Here is a 20,342-nt window from a genome sequence, read left to right as displayed (position 1 = left end):
ACTGCTCATGCCTGCTCGTTTTTTGTCATTACGTACATCGCTACTGGTACTGGCTGCCATCGTTGTTCTTTATTTCGGCTATAAGCACTTTTTCGCCGCCCCGCCACCGGTGAACTACATTACCGCGCCCGTGGAAACCCGAGATATTGAGCAGACTGTCCTGGCGGATGGCACCATTGAAGCGCTCAAACAGGTCAGCGTCGGTGCTCAGGTGTCAGGGCAAATTAAAGCGTTGCATATTGCACTGGGCGATAAGGTGACCAAGGGGCAGTTGCTGGCGGAAATTGATGATTTAACGCAGCAGAATACGCTGAAAGACAGCGATGCCGCCCTGAAAAACATTCAGGCGCAGCGCGCTGCCAAGCAGGCTACGCTGCGCAACAATCAGCTTAGTTGGCAGCGTCAGCAAATGCTAATGCAACGAGGCGTGGGTGCTCAGGCCGATTATGACAGCGCCAAGGCCACGCTGGATGCCACCACCGCTGATATTGCCGCCCTCGATGCACAAATCGCACAGGCGGAGATCGCCACCAGCACCGCCAAGGTCAATCTGGGCTATACCAAAATTACCGCCCCGATGGATGGCACCATTGTCGCCATTCCCGTGGAAGCGGGGCAGACCGTCAACGCGGCGCAAACCACCCCCACCATCGCCAAAGTGGCGAACCTGAACACCATGACGGTGAAAGCGCAGATTTCCGAAGCCGATGTGGTCAACGTAAAAGTCGGCATGCCGGTCTGGTTCACCATTCTGGGTCAGCCTAGCAAGCGCTATCAGGCCACGCTGCGCGCTATCGAACCGGCACCGGACTCCATCAACGACGAGACCACCAGTTCATCGAGCAGTTCCAGCAGCAGTAGCAGTTCTTCAACGTCCAAGGCGATTTATTACAACGGCCTGTTTGATGTCGATAACCCGGAAGGCACGCTGCGTATCTCGATGACGGCGCAGGTGTATATTCTGCGCGCCGCGGTGAAAAACGCGCTGGTGGTGCCCGCCACGGCGGTACAGCAGCTCAATGGCAAAACGGTGGTGCAAGTGGTTAATGCACAAGGGCAACGTGAATCGCGCGACGTGACCGTTGGCATTAACGACAACGTGCATACCCAATTACTCACTGGCGTCAGCGCAGGTGAACAGGTGATCATCAGCCAGCAACCGGGTTCTTCATCATCAACGGCGCGCCACCCCGGCCCGCCGCCGATGTAATGGGAGCTAACGAATGACTCAACCTTTATTGACGCTATCGGGAATCTCACGCCGTTTTACCAACGGAGACCAAACGGTCAACGTGCTGAAAGCGATAAACCTGACGATTCATGCGGGCGAGATGGTCGCTATCGTTGGGGCCTCCGGCTCCGGTAAGTCGACATTGATGAATATTCTCGGCTGTCTGGATAAAGCCTCCGACGGGGAATACCGGGTTAACGGGCAAGCGGTAGCGACGCTCGACAGCGACAGCCTGGCCGCACTGCGTCGGGAGTATTTCGGGTTTATCTTTCAGCGCTACCATTTGTTGGGCGATCTTTCCGCACAGGGCAATGTCGAAGTCCCCGCCATCTATGCCGGGCGCGACCGTACCTCGCGCCAGCAGCGCGCAGCGGCACTGCTGCACCGCCTCGGACTGGGTGAACGCCTGAACTATCGCCCCAGCCAACTTTCCGGCGGGCAACAACAGCGCGTCAGTATCGCGCGCGCGCTGATGAATGGCGGCCAGGTGATCCTCGCGGATGAGCCAACGGGCGCGCTGGACACGCACAGCGGTAACGAAGTGCTGGCCATTTTGAAAGATCTGAACGCGCAGGGGCACACCATCATCATCGTGACCCACGACATGCAGATCGCGCGCCACGCCGGACGTATCATTGAGTTACGCGATGGCGAAGTGATCGCGGATTCAGCCAGTGCAACGCCTCCTGCTGAGACTGTGCCGCAAGAGAACGCCAGTGCCAGGCCCGCCTCACGGCTGCTGCAAGCGCGCGATCGTTTTATCGATGCCTTCAAAATGGCGCTGCTGGCGATGAACGCTCAGCGCATGCGCACCTTTTTGACCATGCTGGGTATCATTATCGGTATCGCTTCGGTGGTATCGGTGGTTGCACTGGGCAAAGGCTCGCAGCAGCAAGTGCTGGCCGACATCAGTGCCATGGGCACCAGTACGCTGGAGATCTACCCCGGCGAAGATTTCGGTGACCGACGCTCAAGCGCCATTCAAACGCTGCGTGCGACGGATATCGAGCCGCTGGCACAGCAGCCCTACGTTCACAGCGTGACGCCGTCTGTCGCCACCAGCGTCACGCTGCGCTATGGCAATATTGCCGTCACGGCCAATGCCAACGGTGTAGGAGAGCAGTTTTTCACCGTGCGCGGCTACAGCGTGGCGCAAGGGATGATTTTCCCGCGCGCCAGCGTGGATAATCTGGCGCAGGAAGCGGTTATCGACCAGAACACATTGCAAAAATTGTTTCCCAACGGGGAGAACCCTATCGGCGAGGTGATCCTGCTGGGCTCGCTGCCGGTACGCATTATTGGCGTGGTGGAAAAAAACAGCAGCGGTTTTGGCAGCGATGAAAACCTCAACGTCTGGGTGCCGTACACCACGGCGATGAAACGCATGATCGGGCAGTCCTACCTGAGAAGCATCACCGTCAGGGTGAAAGACAACGTAGATTTAAGCGTGGCGGAACAGGGTATTACCCAGGTTTTGACCCAGCGCCACGGCAGCAAGGATTTCTTTATTTTCAACACCGACAGCATTCGTCAAACCATTGAGAAAGCCACCACCACGCTGGCGCTGCTGGTCTCCGCCATTGCGTTTATTTCGCTGCTGGTCGGCGGTATCGGCGTGATGAACATCATGCTGGTGTCGGTGACTGAGCGCACGCGGGAAATTGGCGTGCGCATGGCCGTGGGCGCGCGCGCCAGCGATATCATGCAACAGTTTTTAATTGAAGCGGTGCTGGTGTGCCTGCTCGGTGGCGTGTTGGGGGTTTCGCTATCACTGCTGGCGGGTGCGGCATTCAGCCACTTCTTCAGCAGTTTCTCGTTGATCTACTCGCCAGCCTCTATTGTTGCCGCATTCCTGTGCGCCAGCCTGATTGGGGTGATTTTTGGCTTCTTCCCCGCCCGGCGCGCCGCTTACATGGAGCCGATACACGCGCTGGAACGGGAATAGCGTTAGCCAAATACGCCGGTGGACAAGTAACGATCGCCACGATCGCAGACAATCGCGACGATCGTGCTACCGGGATTTTCCTGCGCCACACGCAGTGCTCCCGCCACCGCACCGCCGGAACTGACGCCGCAGAAAATACCTTCTTCCTGCGCCAGGCGCCGCAGCGTGGTTTCCGCCTGTTGTTGGGTAATATCCATCACACGGTCAACATACTGGGGCTGGAAAATTCCCGGCTCGTATCCCGGTGTCCAACGGCGAATACCGGGAATATGACTTCCCGACGCAGGTTGCAAACCGACGGTGCAGATGGATGGGCGTTGCTGTTTCAGGAAGCGGCTGACGCCAGAGAGCGTGCCGGTGGTGCCCATCGCAGAGACAAAATGGGTGAGCGCGCCTTGCGTTTGCTGCCAGATTTCCGGTCCCGTGGTGATAAAATGTGCCAGCGCGTTATCCGGATTGTTGAACTGGTCGAGTACCTTGCCCTCCCCGGATTCTGCCATCTGGCGCGCCAGATCGCGTGCGCCTTCCATGCCACACTCAGGACTGACCAGCACTAGCTCTGCCCCATAGGCGCGCATCGCCAGTTGCCGTTCACGACTCATGTTCTCCGGCATCAACAGCCGCAGACGATACCCTTTCACCGCAGCAATCATCGCCAGTGCAATGCCGGTATTGCCGCTGGTGGCCTCAATCAGCCGATCGCCGGGGATGATTTCGCCGCGCCGTTCGGCCTGCTCCACCATAAAACGCACCGGGCGATCTTTCACCGAGCCAGCCGGATTGTTGCCTTCCAGCTTAAGCCAGACCTCACTATCAGTATCCTGCGTCAGCCTTTGCAGCTTGATGAGCGGCGTATTGCCAATTGTGTTATCCAGCGTACTCAACGCGTCTCCCCTACCTACTCAACACGAAAATGTTACAACGCGAGCAGTTTTTCCAGCGAAGGGGCGAAGAAATAGCTGCCGCTAACGGCGCGCGTGAAGCGCAGCATCTCGTCACGTTTGCCGTCGCGATCGCCAAACATGCTCAGTAATTGCTGTTCAATATTATGCAAGCGCGCGCAATAGGCAATAAAGTAAAGACCATGTTTGCCGCTGGCCGTGCCATAAGGCATGCTCTGGCGCAAAATTTTCAGCCCTTTGCCCTCTTCCTTAAGATCAACCCGGCTCAGGTGCGAGGTGGTCGGACGCTGTTCTGCCGGGATCTCTTCGTTGTCCTGCTTGGTGCGGCCGATCATCTGCTCCTGCTGCTCCACGCTAAAGCGCTGCAACTGCTTGAGATTATGTTCCCAGCGTTGCACAAACACATAGCTGCCGCCCGCATCCGGTTGCTGGTCGGCGATAATCGCCACGTCGCGCCGCGCATCGCCCTGCGGGTTCTCTGTGCCGTCGACAAACCCGCTCAGATCGCGATCTTCGACCCAACGAAAACCGTGCGTCTCTTCTTCAACGCGGATCGCGGAACCAAACGCCGCCAATGCTGCCTGAGCCAGGCTGAAATTGACATCGTGACGCAAAGATTGAATGTGCAGCAACAGATCGCGCTGCGTCGCCGGAGCCAGCCCTTTGCCCAATGGTGCAAAAGGTTTCAACTCAGCAGCCCCTTGTGCGCAATCAAGATCGCGCCAGACATCATGACCAAACGCCAGCGTCGCCCCCAGCCCAGCATCGGGAAAACGCGCCTGCAACTCTTGCAGCGACTGGCAAAACTTTTTGCATCCTTGGCGGATAGCATCAAACTCGCCCTGAATCATGGCTTCAATAAAAATGGCAAAACGACGGTGCTCAAGCAAAATTCCGCTCTGTATCTGCGTCACTTCTGGCTTCCTCATGTTTTAATTATCTGCTTTTATCGTTTTTTGGCACTACGTGGCCTAAGGCGCTCATCATACCGCATTCACGGCAATGTGCTTTGTTCAAAAACAAAGGACGAAAATAAACCCTGACAGGGAAACGCTAAAACGTTGGCGCGTTACCGCGCCAAGCCAAAGAGGGGTGGTTTAAGAAAGGACGGGACGATGAAATCAGCCACGCGCTGTTGCGTGCCAGATGATTTTGCTGACGTGCCAGGATTGCAGAATATCATCAGAAGGCATTAAGCCTTCCGGGCCGCTCCAGTCGCCAGAGTAAAGATAGCTGACGTGCTTGCTCTGCGATTCAACGCACTCTACGCTGCCGGCATCATCCCCTTGAGCAAGCTGGCAGACCTCGAAGGCCTTGCTGTAATGGGCGCTGAACGCATCCCCAATTTTCACTCCCCATACGCTGGCAATCTTCGCATCCATCACTTCAACGCGATTGACCTGCGCTTTAGGCTTACCGCTAATCACCAGCTTGATATCATTGCCATCCAGCGCCTGATAGAACGCCGTGATCTGGCCGTTAGTGGTGCCCATGCCGCTGCGCAAACGGTAGTTACCGTTCAGCGCCTGATTGATCGGTTCTTGTGCCAGCGGCGTACCGCCGTTAAGTCCGCCAACGCCGGCATCCGACACCTCTATTTTGCTGCCAAACCAGTTGAACGGCGACAGGCTGGACCAGGAAAAGTTGGAGAGCGCGCTACATCCCGTCAATAAAGCGGCGGCCAGCACACAGGGAACAACCAACTGAACGGAGCGAAACCTCATAACATAAATTCCTTTAACAGTGAGCGGCACCTGCGCCACCCCACGATCGTCTGCGTGAGGGTTTGAGTATCAGGCCAGAGAAAAGTGCCGTACAAGAGGGCAAGATTATCGTTGATTCTCACGGTGAGGGGAAGTGCGTTGCCTGAGGCGTTGGCGACACGGCGGGCTCGCCCGCCAGTGTGTATGCAGCCTTGTTACAGCGGCAAGGCAGACTCAACCTCATGCTGGAAAACATAAGGATCGGACAACAGGCCAAACTGTTCATCGTCAGGATAGGTGACGGCGACATGATAGTCTTCGCCCGCAAACGCTTTTACTGCCTCAATATCCTGCCAATAGGTGGCGAGAAAGAAATGCTCCCAATCGCCTTGCGTAACCCTTTTTACCGCTGCCCCCAGATTGCCCGGTATGCGTTGGGAATGTTGAATGCCTGTGACATCAAGGTGTGCGGCAAATCCCGCTGCATGCACAACGGGAACGCATCCGTGCCAAGTTCTTACGATCATTTCTCTGCTCCAGCAAACGTGATGCAGATAACGTAACCGAAGCGACGCGCCACAGAAAGGAATAATTGCCTGCACATTGACCATCGAGACATGACTTTCGAAGGAAGGCCTGAACGGCCTTCCCTCTGGTTGATGGCGTTATCCCGCCGTCGCCGAGCGAAACACCGTAAGGTCATGGTGATGCGGGAACAAATCGTCCAGCTCACGCTGGTGGGTAATGGCGATCACGGTACAACCCGGCAGTGCCTGTTTGAGTTCACTCAGCAACGCACGCGCCGCAGCGTGATCGAGACTGCTGGTAGCTTCATCCAGATAGAGCGTATCCGGTTTAGCGATCAACGCGCGCGCGAAGGCCAGCCGCTGCTGTTCGCCACCGGAAAAGATGCGATCCCAGTTATGCCGTTCGGCCAAACGATCGCACCACTCACCGAGGCCAACCTGCTCCAGGGTGTGCTGCATTGTGCTGATATCCTTAAGCGGCGGGTGCGGATAACACAGCACCTCCGCCAGCGTCCCCTGGCCCAGATAGCTCTTCTGAGGCAACAGCAGCGTGCGACCCGCCTGAGCTTGCCACTGCCCGTGATAGTAGGGCCACAGCCCGTTCAAGGTACGCAGCAGCGTCGATTTCCCCAATCCACTCGGCCCGGAAAGTTTGCTCCAGCTTCCTGGCGCACAGTGCAGCGCCACATCGTTTAATAGCGGGGTGCCCTGCGGTGTAGCAAACGACAGATTCTCGATACTCAGGCATTCGCCCACGTCCGGTGCCGCCTGCTGCGGCTGGTGGCGATCAATTTCCTGCTTGAACTGGATTAAACGCTGGATGCTGGCGGAGAGGATGGTTATCTCCACGTACATGTGAATAAACCAGCTAAGCGCGCCGTGCACCTGAGCAAACGCGCTGCGGATCTGCATCAAGCCGCCGAGCGTTACCGTTTTCGATAAAAAGGCAGGCAGCGCGGCAAAAATAGGCACAATCAGGCTGACACGCATATAGCCGGAGGTGAAGAAGCCCATATTACGCTTCGCGTCCATCAGTTGACGCCAACTGTGGGCGACCTCGCTAAAATGGCGCGCCAGATAGGTTTTTTCCTGCGCTTCGCCGCCATAAAGCGCGATCTGCTCCGCATTATCATGCTTGCGCAACAGCGCGGCACGAAAATCTGCTTCGGAGCGCTGCCGAGCATAGCTGATGCCGTGCAACTTTTTCCCCACCACGTGAGTAATCAAGGTGCCCAGCACGGTGTAGATAATCACCACCCACACCAGATAGCCGGAGATCGCCCACTCACGGCCAAACAGGGTAAAACGCTGCACGCCAGAGAGCTGCCAGAGAATGACCATAAACGACGATAGTCGACCCGCATTGATGATAAATGCCACCACCATGCTGACCAGCTTATCGGTGAACAGATTGATATCTTCGGCGATACGCTGATCTGGGTTGTCGATTTTCCCGGTTAACGACATGCGATAAAAGGTGCGCTGTGCCAGCCAGCTATCAACAAACTGCTTGGTCAAGGCGCTACGCCAGCGGATCACCAGCAAGCTGGTAAACCAGTCCTGATACACAAAAATACCGATATAGAGCAGGATGTAGACGCTGTACTCTTTCATCAAGCCGAACAGCTTGCTGCTGTCGTAGGTGCCGAGCGTGTCGTAAAATACCCGGCTCCATTCGTTGATCTGCACGTTGAGATAGACAATACCAAAGCCCATGGCTACGGCAACGGCCAGCAGCGACCAGGCGCGCCAACTGCGCCATCCGCCCCAGAAGGGGCGGCACAGTTCCCACAATGCGCTCATAGGGCGGCATCTCCTGGCAACGCGCTGTCTGCGGCGCTGTCCGGCGTTACCGCGTCTTCACGCGGCAATGACAGCAGCAGCACCCGGTTAGCCGGATTGAGCAGTTTGCCTGCCATCGCACGCACCCCGTCTAACGTCACCGCCTGTGCAAGGTTTGCCACTTCGCTCAAATAACGCGGATCGCCATAGTGGCGATCGCTCAATATCAAGCGCCGCTGCTGGGTGGTGAAATCGTTGTGACGCCCTTGCTCTGCGCGGATAAACTGCTGGCGCTGCTGTTCAACATCTTCAGCGGTAATCAACTGCGGCAAGTTCGCCAGCACCTGTTCGGCACGCTGCCACAGCTCATGGCCCCGTTCAGGAGAAGCGGTAAAGCTTATCTCGGTCTCGATGCGCTGGGCGTTGTCTGCCAGTTCGCTGTCGAGGCGCATGCGGTAAATACCCAGCGCCTCATCGCGCAGGCTGTTTTTCAGATACTTGTTCGCCAGATTGCGTGCAATGCTGACTTGTACTGCCGCCTGTGGCGTCCAGGGTTGTTCGGTGTAACTCCAGGCCCGCACTTCTGAGCGCGGTTCGATATTCAACGCCACGGTGGATTCGCGCGTGCCAGCCAGTGCCAGATGCGGCGTGACGGCAGGTTGGCTAGTGCGCGGCAATGATGCCAGATAACGTTCCACCAACGGCAAGAACGTCTCCGCCGGTTGGTTCGCCATCAGGTAATAGGTCACTGGCGCACTCACTGTCTGTTGCCATTGGTTTAGCAACATCGGCGCGGTCACCCCACGCAACTGCGCCTGAGTCGGTTCCTGATACGCGGATTGCCCAAAGCGCAGACGCGTCACTTCCCGCTGACGAAGATCGCCCGCAGACTGGCTGCGGTTGGCGCGCTGGCGCATCAGCGATGCCAGACTGTCTTTCATAACGCTGGCGTCAACACCCGCCTGCGTGTTCATTGCATGATAAAGCTGGAACAGCGACTGCGCCTGTTTAAGGGTAGCCAGACCGGTAATCTGCAACTCATCCGCGCTTTGGCTGACATTGAACGACACCGCTTGCGCTTGTTTCCAGTCGCGCAAATTCTCCGCACGCCAGCCCAGAGGACCACTCTGCGCCACAATCTGGCTGGCAATTTGCGCCTGCCACGGGTTGAGCGATTTCGCCATAAACCCGGCATTGCTGTAGGCCGACAGGTAAAACTTGTCGCGCGCCAGCGGTGTACGCAGGTACACCACGCGATCGCCGTTAGCAAGCTGCCATTGCTCCACCTGCTGCTGCGGGAAATGCTGCACCGCCGTGCGTTTACCCGCTGTGGTGACAGCAGGCAGTTCCGGTACCATTTTCGCTAACGGCAGTGGCGCAGGCGCAAGCTTAACCGCTCGGGCCTTTTGCTGCTCAACGGTTACCGCCGTTGCCGTCGGTAAGGTAAACGGCCCATCGCCAGGCACGCTGAATTGCACCAGCGTATCGGGCGCATCCAGCCAACGCTGTAAATGACGATTCACGTCTTGCGGCGTGATGGTCGGCAGCAGCGTCAGGGCATCACGGCCAATCTGCTGCGTGCTGACATAGGGTTTACTTTGCAGCCAGCCCACCGAGAGTTGCTGAACCCAATCGGCAAACTCGCGTGATTCCACATTGTCAGCCATGCGATTGGCGGCTTGCCGGATATCGTTTTTAAGCTCGACAATGTCGCGCTCGCTAAGCGGATAGCGCTTCACGCGTTCGATCTCTTGCAGCAGCACCGGCAATGCGGCCTGATGCTCACCGGGGATCACATCGGCAAAAAAGCCAACTGCGACGGTGGTTTTGCCAATATCCGACTTACGCACCACCAGACTGTTCACGCTGTCCGGCAGGTGCTCGCTTTGGCGGCGCAATTGACGCTGCAACGCGTTGGTGGCGAGCTGATCCAGCAAGCGGTGACGCATGCCTTCCTCACCGATCTTTTTACTCTGCGGATCGTTGAGACGAAACACAAAGGCAATCTGGCTGGCACCGCTCTCGCTGTCCTGCAAGCGCACCACGTTTAGCTGTTTTTTCAGCTGCGGTTCGTAGTAGTTGCGAGTAGGAAGCGTCGCGCTAGGCAACGCGCCAAACTGGCGGGCGATCTCCGCAACCACCTCTTGCGGAACGATATCGCCAATCACCATCAGGCGCATATTGGAAGGGTGATACCAGCGCTGATAGAAGTCCTGCAACTGGGTGGCGGGCATGGTGGTGATGGTCGCTTGCGTACCGATCACTGGGCGATCGGGATAGCGCGACCCCTGGCGTATCGCCTGAACCCGCTGCTGATTCATACGCTCGGCGACGCCCAGCTTACCGCGCCACTCCTCCAGAATAATTTTGCGCTCATCGTCCAGATCGCTTTGCAGCAGGCTGGCGTGCCCGACCATTTGGCTCAACGCCGCCAGCGCCAGCGGCAGATCGCGCTTGCCAGCGGGCGGGCTCATCATGTATTGGGTGCGTTCATAGTTGGTCATGGCATTGTAATGCTGAGCGCGAATCCACCCCTTCTGGTGCAGCATGTTCGCCACGCCGCTCGGGTACGCGTCGCTGGCGCGGAACACCATGTGCTCAACCATATGCGCCACGCCGGATTGCGCATCAGTTTCATCCACCGATCCGGCTTCCACCGCCAGCCGGATATCGACGCGCTGTTTCTGGCCTTCCAGCGGCACCAGCGTGTAGTGCAGTCCGTTCGGCAACGTGCCGGTGGTAATGTGCGGCAGCGGACTTTTTATCTCTGCCGCCGAAAGGGCGGCGCTGAAAAAAATCGCGCCCGCCAGCCAATAGCTCACTGTACTTTTCATTATTTTTCTTCTTACCAGGAATAGGTCACATCAAGCCAGAACTGACGACCGAGGCCGTAGTTGGAGCCGGTTCTGTTGGCGCGGTTAAGTACGTTCATCACGTCTACGCCGACTTTGACATTCTGCTTGCCCAGCGGTTGGGTATAGGTGACGCGCCAGTCGAGGTTCAGGTTGGTGCCAGCCTGCTTTTCGGTATAGATGTCGACAGGGCCGTCATACCCTTCACAAACAGGTTGACCGGCACAGATCAGGCTGCCACTGGTGGTGACCTCTTTATAGCTTCCCACATAGTTAAGGCGCTGTGTCCAGTCCAGACGCCATGCGGGAATCTCGGTATTCAGTTCAACGAAGGTGACCCAAGGGCGGTTAAAGTCATCAGCAGGGCGGTCGATAGCACGCATAAACTTACCTTTGTAAATTATGCGCTTATCAACATCCACCACATCATCATAGGCGGTATTGGACGAGTTGGATTTTTGGATACTTCCGCCAGCACTCCAACTGAACAACACGGAATGCCACTCAATAGGGGCGATAGGCCTAACCACCAGGCTATAGGTATCAGAGTCCATTTTACCTTTGTTGGTCAGAGAGTAGGTCTTACTGCCCGGGGCTTTTTCTGAGGCAAACTGATCTTTCCCTTCACGACCCACCCACTTCAGCGTCCATACCGTGTCATAGATGCGCTGTTGGAAACCTAAAGTCAGTTCGTCGCTGTAAGGGGTTCTTAACGAGGTGTAGTTGTAGTTCACTTCATTTAACGCTTTATCGTACACCCACTCGCCAGGAATATTATCTACCGTCGCAGCCCCCGTAGAGCTACAGGAGCCGTTGGCATTGACGTGTTCGGCACGGCATTCGGTGTAACCGAGTTTACGGGCAGAACGCAGCTTATAGGCCAACACATTGCCTGCATAGTAACGGTTGGCACCGCCGAACACTTCTGTGGAACGATCGCCCCACAGGTCATAGCTAGCGCTCAACCGCGGAGAAATATTGGTGTTTTTCATATAGTCGTCATAGTCGACCCGAACACCCGGCACCACGGTGAGGCGGTGAAACATCAAGGTATCTTGCAAATAAGCTTCATAGGTATTGGTGGAGACATCAACATTGGAGACATCGTACACATTGCGCTTGTAGTGGTACTGTTCACCACTGATGCAGGCCGTGTCTCCCGCACAGTTCACCGACGTTGTTCGCTTAGAACTGAGAAAACCATAACTGGCGCTATCACGCTGGTATTTCGCCGATGCGATCTCAGCACCGTATCCCACATCAACCCGATGCTGTATCCCCAGCGTCGAGAACGCTTTCAGTTCCCAATCCTGCTTTAAGGTCCAACCTTCTTGCGCCGTTTTGATGGTGCCATAGCCCCCTTCCTGCGCCGCCGTGCCTGTGAAGCCAGACACCCAGTCGATGCTGGGCGTTTTATACCAGTAATAGAAGTGCTGCTCTTTGTTGGTAATGGTGTTTTCGTTCTGCTTCCAGGCTAACTTGGTGGATACCTTGCCGAAGGCATTGTGGTTATCCCATACCAAATTGGTCGCGGTGCCGCCGCCCTCGTTGGTAAAGTTGCCGTTTTTGATATCGGAACGAACAAAACTGGAAGTATGGGGCGAATACTGAACCGTCATGGTGAGTTGGTTGCGCTCATTCACATCCCACGCACCACGCAGCAGGTAGTTCTCTGACGAACGTTGTTGGTCTTCCCATTTGCCCATGTATCTGTGATAAAAGGGAATATCTGACTCTTTACGCACGTAGGCAAACATTAATGCTGCATTGTCAGCCAACGGCTGGCTGACCATCAGGTTATAAAAATCTTTGGTAAATTTAGGTTGTTTATTCAACGCGGTAGCAGAATTAAACTGTTCGGCCTCTCCTTCTCGCACATGGTATTTGGTCCATGCGGAGCGCGTTGTGCGGTAGCCAAGAGAACCTGACGCCTCGGTAAATGAAGGACGCTTTAGCTTCGCATCAACCACACCGCCGGTGAACTGACCATATTTCGCGGAAACATTGCTGTCATAGACTGACAGCGATTCAATCAGACTGGTATCCACCCAAAACGCTTCCGGGTGACCAGAAGGGAAATCAACAGCAGCGTTACCATTGGCTGTACCATCAACCTTACCCACGTTCACACCGGGGTTAAGGCGATCGTTGTTGGATAAGCCATCGATCATAAAATTGTTGTTATAGAATTTTTCGCCGTGGAAGGAGACCACGTCCGGCGCTAATTCCCCTGGCGTCTGACTGTTGCGCGACGATTCCGAAAACTGCACATTCGGGTTGGTACGCAGCAGCTCAGTAATATTACCGTTCGCTACCGGCTTTTTTACGATATCTTCCGCCGTCAACTGCTGGCTACCGATCTCCATCGGTCCTGGCGTTACCTGCGCCTGCACCGTAATAACGTCACCCCGGTTAGCCCCCGCAGCGGCAGACGGCACGGCGTCATCCTGTACAGGCGTGGTGTTCACCTGCGCCAGCGGACGAATAATAAATCCTTTGCCGTCATCGGTCGGCTCCGCGTACAGGTTGTTGCCGCGCAGCAGCGCTTCCAGCGCCTGTTCCACGCTGTAGCGACCGTTCAACGCCTGCGCCTGTTTGCCCGCTACCAGTTGGCTGTCTACGCCAAAGTTAACGCCAGTTTGCCGTGCCAACTGCATCAGCGATTTTTCCAAGGGCTGCGCGGGCAACTGAACCGCGCTGACCGTGGCGGCCTGCGCCACTCCCGTGCTTAATGCCACAGTCAAAACGGCCTGCGGCCAAAACTTCCCCTGCTGCGTGATAAAAATGGACATGAATACGAGTTCCCTGCCTGCTGCTATTTTTGATTTCTACTGACGATGACGTCAGGCAGCAAAAATCGGGCAGAGCAAAACGAAAATAATTTTGATAATCATTCTCATTTTTTAATAAGAATTTGATTTTATGTGAGTTATTTTTACGCGTTATTTCTTGCTGCCGATCAATACCACCGCATCGACAGGCTGCCGATAGGAAAGCGGGAGAGAATGACTGAGTAATGAGAGGGCGCGGCCGGTATCATCCAGCGGCAAGACGCCGGTAAAACGCAGTTTATCCAGCATACGTCGATCGCGTGGATCCTGATAGATAACGCCACGGTGATAGCGACTTAACTCATCGATCACCGCGCTCAAAGGCGCATTTTCAAACACCAATTGGTTGTGCAGCCAACCGGCTTCCGCCACGCCGTCCTGCACCTCATCCAGCAACGCATATTGCGTGAGGCTGACCCGTTGACCCGCGCTCAGATCAACGCTGACCGCAGGATCGCCCTGTGCAGTGACGCGAACGCGAGACTCTTCCACATGCACCCGGGTTTCCTCTCCCACTTCACGCACGCTGTAGCGCGTGCCCAACGCTTGAGCGGAAGCCTGTAGGCTGCGAATCACAAAGGGTCGCCCGCCAGGATCTTTTGCCACCTGTGCGTAGGCTTCCCCTTGCACCAGTTCCACCGTGCGTTGTCGGCTATCAAAGCGCAGATTCACCGCAGAGTCAGTGTTTAACGTCAGCACGCTGCCATCATCCAGCGTCAGGCGACGGATCTCGCCGATTGCCGTGCGTTGATCCGCCAACCAGTAGCGATAAGGCAGTTGGCTGGCAAGCACGCCCACCAACCCCAGCACCAAGGCCAAAGAGAGGAAACGTTGCGGGCGTACCTTTCGCTGCGTGGTGGCCGGTGTCAGCGCCGCGCTGGACCAGAGTTGCTGCATCTGGCGATACACCCGCTCATGACGCGCATCCTGTTCGCACCAGCGCTGCCATTCGGCAGCACGTGCGGCATCCGCAGCCTGGTCTTCCTCGGGTTCAGAAAAGCGGATGAGCCACTCAGCGGCCTGCTGCTGGATATGGGCTAACTCAGCTTTCTGGTTCATCACTTTCCAGACTGAAGATGCGGGTGTGGAAATGGATCATGGCTTTTGCCAGATACTGTTTGACGCTGCTTTCGCTCACGCCCAACGTAACGGCGATATCGCGGTAGCAATGGCCTTCAACGCGCGCCATGATGAACGCACGCTGCACTTTTTCATCCAGCTCTTCATTGAGGATATGCAGCGCGGTTGCCACCAACTGGCTGATTGCCACACGCTGTTCGGCTGACTGCTCCTCTGCCCCCTCCGCCAATTGCGCCAGCGCTGCCAGTGCATCCTCTTCCAGTTTGCGTTTACGGAACTGGTCGATCATTACATGGTTGGCAGTGACCATCAGATAAGCGCGCGGATTACGGATGGCTTCCGGCTCCGCCAGGGTCAGCAGTTTGAGGAAAGTATCGTGGGTGAGATCCTCCGCCAGATGGCGGCAACCGGTTTTTTTACTGAGCCATCCGCGCAGCCATCCCTGATGGGAGTGGTAAAATACGCTCCAGAATGTCGTTAGCTGCGTCATAGTTGATGGCAATAAAAATACCGCAAAGATTAATTGATACTCATTATCATCTAAGCGAATCAGACGACGCAACAGTTTTTAAACAACAAGCCAAAAAACAGACAATACACCCTAAATAATTCGAGTTGCAGGAAGGCGGCGACGCAGTGAATCCCCAGGAGCATACTCAAGTATGTGACTGGGGTGAGCGAGGAAAGCCAACGCACCTGCAACTTGAAGTATGACGGGTATAGGCGTTAGTATTCTTGATCTTCGATGAGACGTTTCCCCAGCGTCACAGAATCCACAATATCGTAGTTCAGCTTCTCATACATGCCGATCACCGTGTCATTGTCCTGCCGCACCATCAGGTGGATTTTGGGGCAACCGCGTGCGATCAGCTTTTTCTCCAGGCGACTAATCAACGCGTTAGCGATGCCACGCCCGCGAAAATCCGGATGGACGCCCAGATAGTAGGCCGATCCGCGATGGCCGTCATACCCGCCCATCACCGAACCCACGATTTCGCCGCTCACTTCGGCCACCAAAAACAGGGAGGCATCGTGATTCACTTTACGCTCGATATCCATTTCCGGATCGTTCCAGGGGCGCAGCAGATCGCAACGTTCCCATAGGGTAATCACTTCTTCAAAGTCATCTTGTCTGAATACGCGGATTTCCATGGGATCCCCCCGTTGATCGCTAAGGAAAATCTGATTATCGCGTGATCTCGCGCAGACGCAATATCAATTTGCTGCCATCCCCCCATCGCGCCCCTTCGGCAGCAGGAAAGCCAACACCTTGCCGTTGTGACAGGCTATACTGGTAGCCCCTTTGTTATAATGGATTTGCTAACACCGTCATGAGTCAGCCTGATATTTCCGCGGTAAAGTCCTTTTTACTGACGCTGCAAGACACCCTGTGTCAGCACCTTGCCGCCACAGATGGCAAGAACGACTTTAATGAGGAGTGCTGGCAACACGCCGCTGGCGGCGGCGGGCGCAGCCGGGTGCTGACCCAGGGCGCGGTGTTCGAACAGGCGGGCGTCAACTTCTCTCACGTGATGGGCGCTACGCTGCCCCCTTCGGCCAGCGCGCACCGGCCCGAGCTTGCCGGACGCCGCTTTCAGGCCATGGGAGTTTCGCTGGTTATCCATCCGTTAAACCCGTATGTGCCCACCAGCCACGCCAACGTGCGCTTTTTCGTTGCAGAAAAAGAGGGTGAAGCGCCGGTATGGTGGTTTGGCGGTGGGTTCGATCTCACCCCGTTCTACGGCTTCACCGAAGACGTCGTACACTGGCACAAAACCGCGCACGACCTTTGCCAGCCGTTTGGTGACGACGTTTATCCGCGTTACAAAAAATGGTGCGATGATTACTTTTTTCTCAAGCACCGTAACGAGGCGCGCGGTGTCGGCGGGCTGTTTTTCGATGACTTGAATACGCCGGATTTCACCACCAGCTTTGCGTTTATGCGCGCCGTCGGCAACGGTTTTCTCGACGCCTACCTGCCAATCGTTGCGCGGCGTGCTGCATTGCCCTGGGGAGAGCGCGAACGCCAGTTTCAGCTCTACCGCCGCGGGCGCTACGTGGAGTTTAATCTGGTGTGGGATCGCGGCACGCTGTTTGGCCTGCAAAGCGGTGGGCGCACCGAATCCATCCTGATGTCGATGCCGCCGCTGGCGCGTTGGGAATACCAATACCAACCGGAGCCGGACAGCCCGGAAGCCGCACTTTACCGCGATTTTTTGCCGGTAAAAGAGTGGTTAGCGAAGGAGCTTGCATGAGCGAAAATACCCACGCAGAACCGCAGATTTGGGTTGATGCTGACGCCTGTCCCAACGTGATAAAAGAGGTGCTGTATCGCGCGGCCGATCGCACACAAACCCGTGTTGTGCTGGTCGCCAATCAGTCACTGCGCACGCCGCCGTCACGTTATATCTCATCAGTGCGCGTTGCCGCCGGGTTTGACGTGGCGGATAACGAAATCGTGAAACGCGTCAATGCCGGGGATTTGGTGATTACCGCCGATATTCCGCTGGCAGCCGAAGTGTTGGAAAAAAACGCCGTGGCGCTTAACCCGCGCGGTGAAACCTACACGCCCGCCACCATCCGCGAACGGCTGACCATGCGCGATTTTATGGATACGCTGCGCGCCAGCGGTGTGCAAACCGGTGGACCGGATGCACTCAATCAGAAAGATCGCCAGCGCTTTGCCAATGAGTTGGATAAGTGGCTACGCCAACGGCGTTAATTCCCTGATAAAAAACAGCCCGGCATGCCGGGCTGTTTGCTGTACAGCGCACAAATCGATTTACAGCGGTTGGGTCTGCGCTTCCACCACAGCCAGCGCCACCATGTTGACGATACGCCGTACCGAGGCTATCGGCGTCAGGATGTGCACCGGTTTGGCAACGCCCATCAGCACCGGTCCGACCGTCACCCCTTCAGACGAGGAAACGCGCAGCAGGTTATAGCTGATACGCGCCGCTTCCATGTTCGGCATGATGAGAATATTGGCAGAGCCCTTTAACGGGCTGTCCGGCATCTGCTCACGGCGAATCGACTCCACCAGCGCGGCATCGCCGTGCATCTCACCATCCACTTCCAGCTCCGGTGCCAGCTTATTGATCAACGCCAGCGCTTCACGCATTTTGCGGGCAGTCGGCGAGTTCGAGGTGCCAAAGTTGGAGTGCGACAACAGCGCGACTTTCGGCTCAATACCGAAACGACGCACGGTGTGCGCGGCCATCAGGGTGATTTCCGCCAGTTGCTCCGGCGTAGGATCGGGGTTGACATAGGTGTCGGCAATAAAGGTATTGCCGCTCGGCAGCAGCAAGGCATTCATGGCTCCCGCCACGTGTACGCCATCGCGGTAACCCAGCACCTTCTCGACCACCTCGAAATGTTCTTCATAGGTGCCGATGGTGCCGCAAATCATCGCATCCGCTTCACCGCGTTGCACCATGATGGCGGCAATCACCGTCGGGTTGCGGATCACTTCGCGCTGCGCGGTTTCCTGCGAGACGCCACGACGTTTCATCAACGCATAATATTCAGACCAGTATTCCTTGAAGCGCGGGTCGGATTCATTGTTCACCACCTCGAAATCTTTACCGATAGTGATTTGCAAGCCGAGCTTTTGCAGGCGCTTTTCGATAACGCCGGGGCGACCGATCAGAATGGGGAAAGCCAGCCCCAGCGTCACCAATTCTTGCGTGGCGTGCAACACGCGCGGATCTTCCCCTTCGGCAAACACCACGCGTTTCGGCTGCTGGCGCGCCTGAGAGAATATCGGCTTCATAAACAGGTTGGTTTTATAAACAAACTGGGTCAACTTCTCGATATAAGCGTCAAAGTCGGCAATAGGGCGCGTCGCTACGCCTGAATCCATCGCCGCTTTTGCCACCGCCGGCGCAATCTTGATAATTAAGCGCGGATCGAAAGGTTTCGGGATCAGGTATTCAGGGCCAAATGACAACTCCTGATCGCCATACGCCGAGGCCACCACTTCGCTCTGCTCCGCCAGCGCCAAATCAGCAATGGCTTTCACGCACGCCAGCTTCATCTCTTCATTGATGGTGGTTGCGCCCACATCCAGTGCGCCACGGAAAATAAATGGGAAGCACAGCACGTTATTAACCTGATTCGGGTAGTCAGAACGTCCGGTACAGATAATGGCGTCCGGGCGCACCGCTTTGGCTAACGGCGGCAGGATCTCCGGTTCTGGGTTTGCCAACGCCATGATCAGCGGGCGCGGTGCCATGGTTTTCACCATGTCCGGCGTCAATACGCCGGGACCGGAACAGCCCAGAAAGATATCGGCATTCGGGATCACGTCACCCAGTTTGCGCGCACCGGTGTCTTCCACCGCGTAAATCGCCTTATTCTCTTCCATGTTGGCGTCACGACCTTTGTAGATCACGCCGCGTGAGTCACACACCACGATGTTGTGTTTTTTCAGCCCCAGCGCCACCAGCAAATTCAGGCAGGCAATGGAGGCAGCGCCTGCACCGGACACCACCAGACGCACGTCAGAGATGTTTTTTTCCACCACGCGCAGGCCGTTCAACACCGCCGCAGTACAGATGATCGCCGTGCCATGCTGATCGTCATGGAACACCGGAATCTTCATGCGTTCACGCAGTTTCTTCTCGATATAGAAGCACTCCGGCGCTTTGATATCTTCCAGGTTGATGCCGCCAAAGGTGGGCTCCAGCGCGGCAATCACGTCGATCAGTTTATCCGGGTCCAGTTCGTCCACTTCGATATCGAACACATCGACGCCGGAGAATTTTTTAAACAGCACGCCCTTGCCTTCCATCACCGGCTTGCCAGCCAACGCACCAATGTTACCAAGGCCGAGCACCGCCGTTCCGTTGGAGATCACCGCCACCAGATTACCGCGTGCAGTGTATTTGTAGGCAGCCAGCGGATCTTCGGCGATTTCAAGACAAGGTGCAGCAACGCCCGGAGAGTAGGCCAACGCCAAATCGCGTTGGGTCGCTAGCGGTTTGGTCGGGGACACCTGAATCTTCCCCGGCACCGGATATTGGTGAAAATCCAATGCGCTCTGTTTGAGTTGTTCATCCATTGTTGCATCCCTTATAGGCTTTTGTTGTCGTGACGTAGGGCGGCGAGTCTATCCCAGGCAGACAAGGAGAGGTGAACGCCGTAAGAAGTTCAATCATTACTGCTTGTATCCCCGTCATACTTCAAGTTGCAGGTGCGTTGGCTGCGCTCGCTCACCCGAATCACTTACTTGAGTAAGCTCATCGGGATTCCCTCTCTTGCCGCCTTCCTGCAACTCGAATTATTTAGGGGAGATAGCCGTGAAGCATGGCAAAAACCGATAGTGAATGCAGGTTAATATAGTTAATTTATCTGCTTGTTTTTTGCGCATAATGTCACGTTATCGCGAACTGGATAACGTATTGCTAACCTGCGGGCAAAAAACGGACGTAAAAACCAACGAGAAGTGATGATAAATCATCCAGATACCGGACAGCGAAGCGATGCTG

General features: G+C 56.0%; 15 protein-coding genes. 4 read left to right on the top strand and 11 right to left on the bottom strand.

Annotated elements, in window-relative coordinates:
* Positions 1-7: 7 nt before the first annotated feature.
* Both J5069_RS12840 and J5069_RS12835 read left to right on the top strand, forming a co-directional pair.
* The gene (locus tag J5069_RS12840) at positions 8-1,210 is read left to right on the top strand and encodes an efflux RND transporter periplasmic adaptor subunit (RefSeq protein ID WP_264644245.1); all 1,203 of its coding nucleotides are present in this window, start codon (positions 8-10) and stop codon (positions 1,208-1,210) included.
* Positions 1,211-1,223: 13 nt separating this feature from the next.
* A complete protein-coding gene (locus tag J5069_RS12835; protein WP_264644244.1) occupies positions 1,224-3,176 on the top strand; it encodes a MacB family efflux pump subunit in 1,953 nt (650 codons plus the stop codon).
* 2 nt (positions 3,177-3,178) lie between these two features.
* Here J5069_RS12835 and cysM read toward each other — a convergent pair whose 3' ends face one another.
* The 10 genes from cysM to J5069_RS12785 form a co-directional block, all read right to left on the bottom strand.
* Entirely contained in the window at positions 3,179-4,060 is an 882-nt protein-coding gene (gene cysM, locus J5069_RS12830; RefSeq protein ID WP_264644243.1) for a cysteine synthase CysM, read from the bottom strand.
* 32 nt (positions 4,061-4,092) lie between these two features.
* Entirely contained in the window at positions 4,093-4,992 is a 900-nt protein-coding gene (locus J5069_RS12825) for a Dyp-type peroxidase (RefSeq protein WP_264644242.1), read from the bottom strand.
* A 207-nt stretch (positions 4,993-5,199) separates the two neighbouring features.
* Positions 5,200-5,802: an RpoE-regulated lipoprotein gene (locus tag J5069_RS12820; RefSeq protein ID WP_264644241.1), complete on the bottom strand. Its 603-nt coding sequence runs from the start codon at positions 5,800-5,802 to the stop codon at positions 5,200-5,202.
* Positions 5,803-5,996: 194 nt separating this feature from the next.
* A complete protein-coding gene (locus J5069_RS12815; protein WP_264628484.1) occupies positions 5,997-6,308 on the bottom strand; it encodes a hypothetical protein in 312 nt (103 codons plus the stop codon).
* Positions 6,309-6,446: 138 nt separating this feature from the next.
* Entirely contained in the window at positions 6,447-8,111 is a 1,665-nt protein-coding gene (locus J5069_RS12810; RefSeq protein WP_264644240.1) for an ABC transporter ATP-binding protein/permease, read from the bottom strand.
* Positions 8,108-10,924, bottom strand: a complete 2,817-nt coding sequence (locus J5069_RS12805; RefSeq protein WP_264644239.1) for a M16 family metallopeptidase — start codon at positions 10,922-10,924, stop codon at positions 8,108-8,110. Before J5069_RS12805 ends, J5069_RS12810 begins: the two co-directional genes overlap by 4 nt.
* A gap of 11 nt (positions 10,925-10,935) precedes the next feature.
* Positions 10,936-13,734 (bottom strand): secretin and TonB N-terminal domain-containing protein, encoded by a 2,799-nt coding sequence (locus J5069_RS12800; RefSeq protein WP_264644238.1) that lies wholly within the window; start codon positions 13,732-13,734, stop codon positions 10,936-10,938.
* Positions 13,735-13,884: 150 nt separating this feature from the next.
* Positions 13,885-14,832, bottom strand: coding sequence for a FecR family protein (locus J5069_RS12795; RefSeq protein ID WP_264644237.1), 948 nt, complete (start codon positions 14,830-14,832; stop codon positions 13,885-13,887).
* Positions 14,816-15,343 (bottom strand): sigma-70 family RNA polymerase sigma factor, encoded by a 528-nt coding sequence (locus tag J5069_RS12790; protein ID WP_264644236.1) that lies wholly within the window; start codon positions 15,341-15,343, stop codon positions 14,816-14,818. Before J5069_RS12790 ends, J5069_RS12795 begins: the two co-directional genes overlap by 17 nt.
* A 236-nt stretch (positions 15,344-15,579) precedes the next feature.
* The gene (locus tag J5069_RS12785; protein ID WP_264644235.1) at positions 15,580-16,005 is read right to left on the bottom strand and encodes a GNAT family acetyltransferase; all 426 of its coding nucleotides are present in this window, start codon (positions 16,003-16,005) and stop codon (positions 15,580-15,582) included.
* A 179-nt stretch (positions 16,006-16,184) separates the two neighbouring features.
* Here J5069_RS12785 and hemF point away from each other — a divergent pair, with 179 nt between their 5' ends.
* Together hemF and J5069_RS12775 are read left to right on the top strand one after the other, a co-directional pair.
* Positions 16,185-17,108: an oxygen-dependent coproporphyrinogen oxidase gene (gene hemF / locus J5069_RS12780; protein WP_264644234.1), complete on the top strand. Its 924-nt coding sequence runs from the start codon at positions 16,185-16,187 to the stop codon at positions 17,106-17,108.
* Positions 17,105-17,575, top strand: a complete 471-nt coding sequence (locus J5069_RS12775; RefSeq protein WP_264644233.1) for a YaiI/YqxD family protein — start codon at positions 17,105-17,107, stop codon at positions 17,573-17,575. Before hemF ends, J5069_RS12775 begins: the two co-directional genes overlap by 4 nt.
* 60 nt (positions 17,576-17,635) lie before the next feature.
* Here the strand turns inward: J5069_RS12775 and maeB are convergent, their stop codons facing one another.
* On the bottom strand, positions 17,636-19,915 hold the full coding sequence (gene maeB / locus J5069_RS12770) for an NADP-dependent oxaloacetate-decarboxylating malate dehydrogenase (protein WP_264644232.1): 2,280 nt from the start codon (positions 19,913-19,915) through the stop codon (positions 17,636-17,638).
* Positions 19,916-20,342 lie beyond the last annotated feature (427 nt).

Source organism: Candidatus Symbiopectobacterium sp. NZEC127 (assembly GCF_025962675.1).
Taxonomy (GTDB): Bacteria; Pseudomonadota; Gammaproteobacteria; order Enterobacterales; family Enterobacteriaceae; genus Symbiopectobacterium.
Note: the sequence above shows the minus strand (reverse complement) of the source record. Positions and strands in the feature narration are given on the sequence as shown.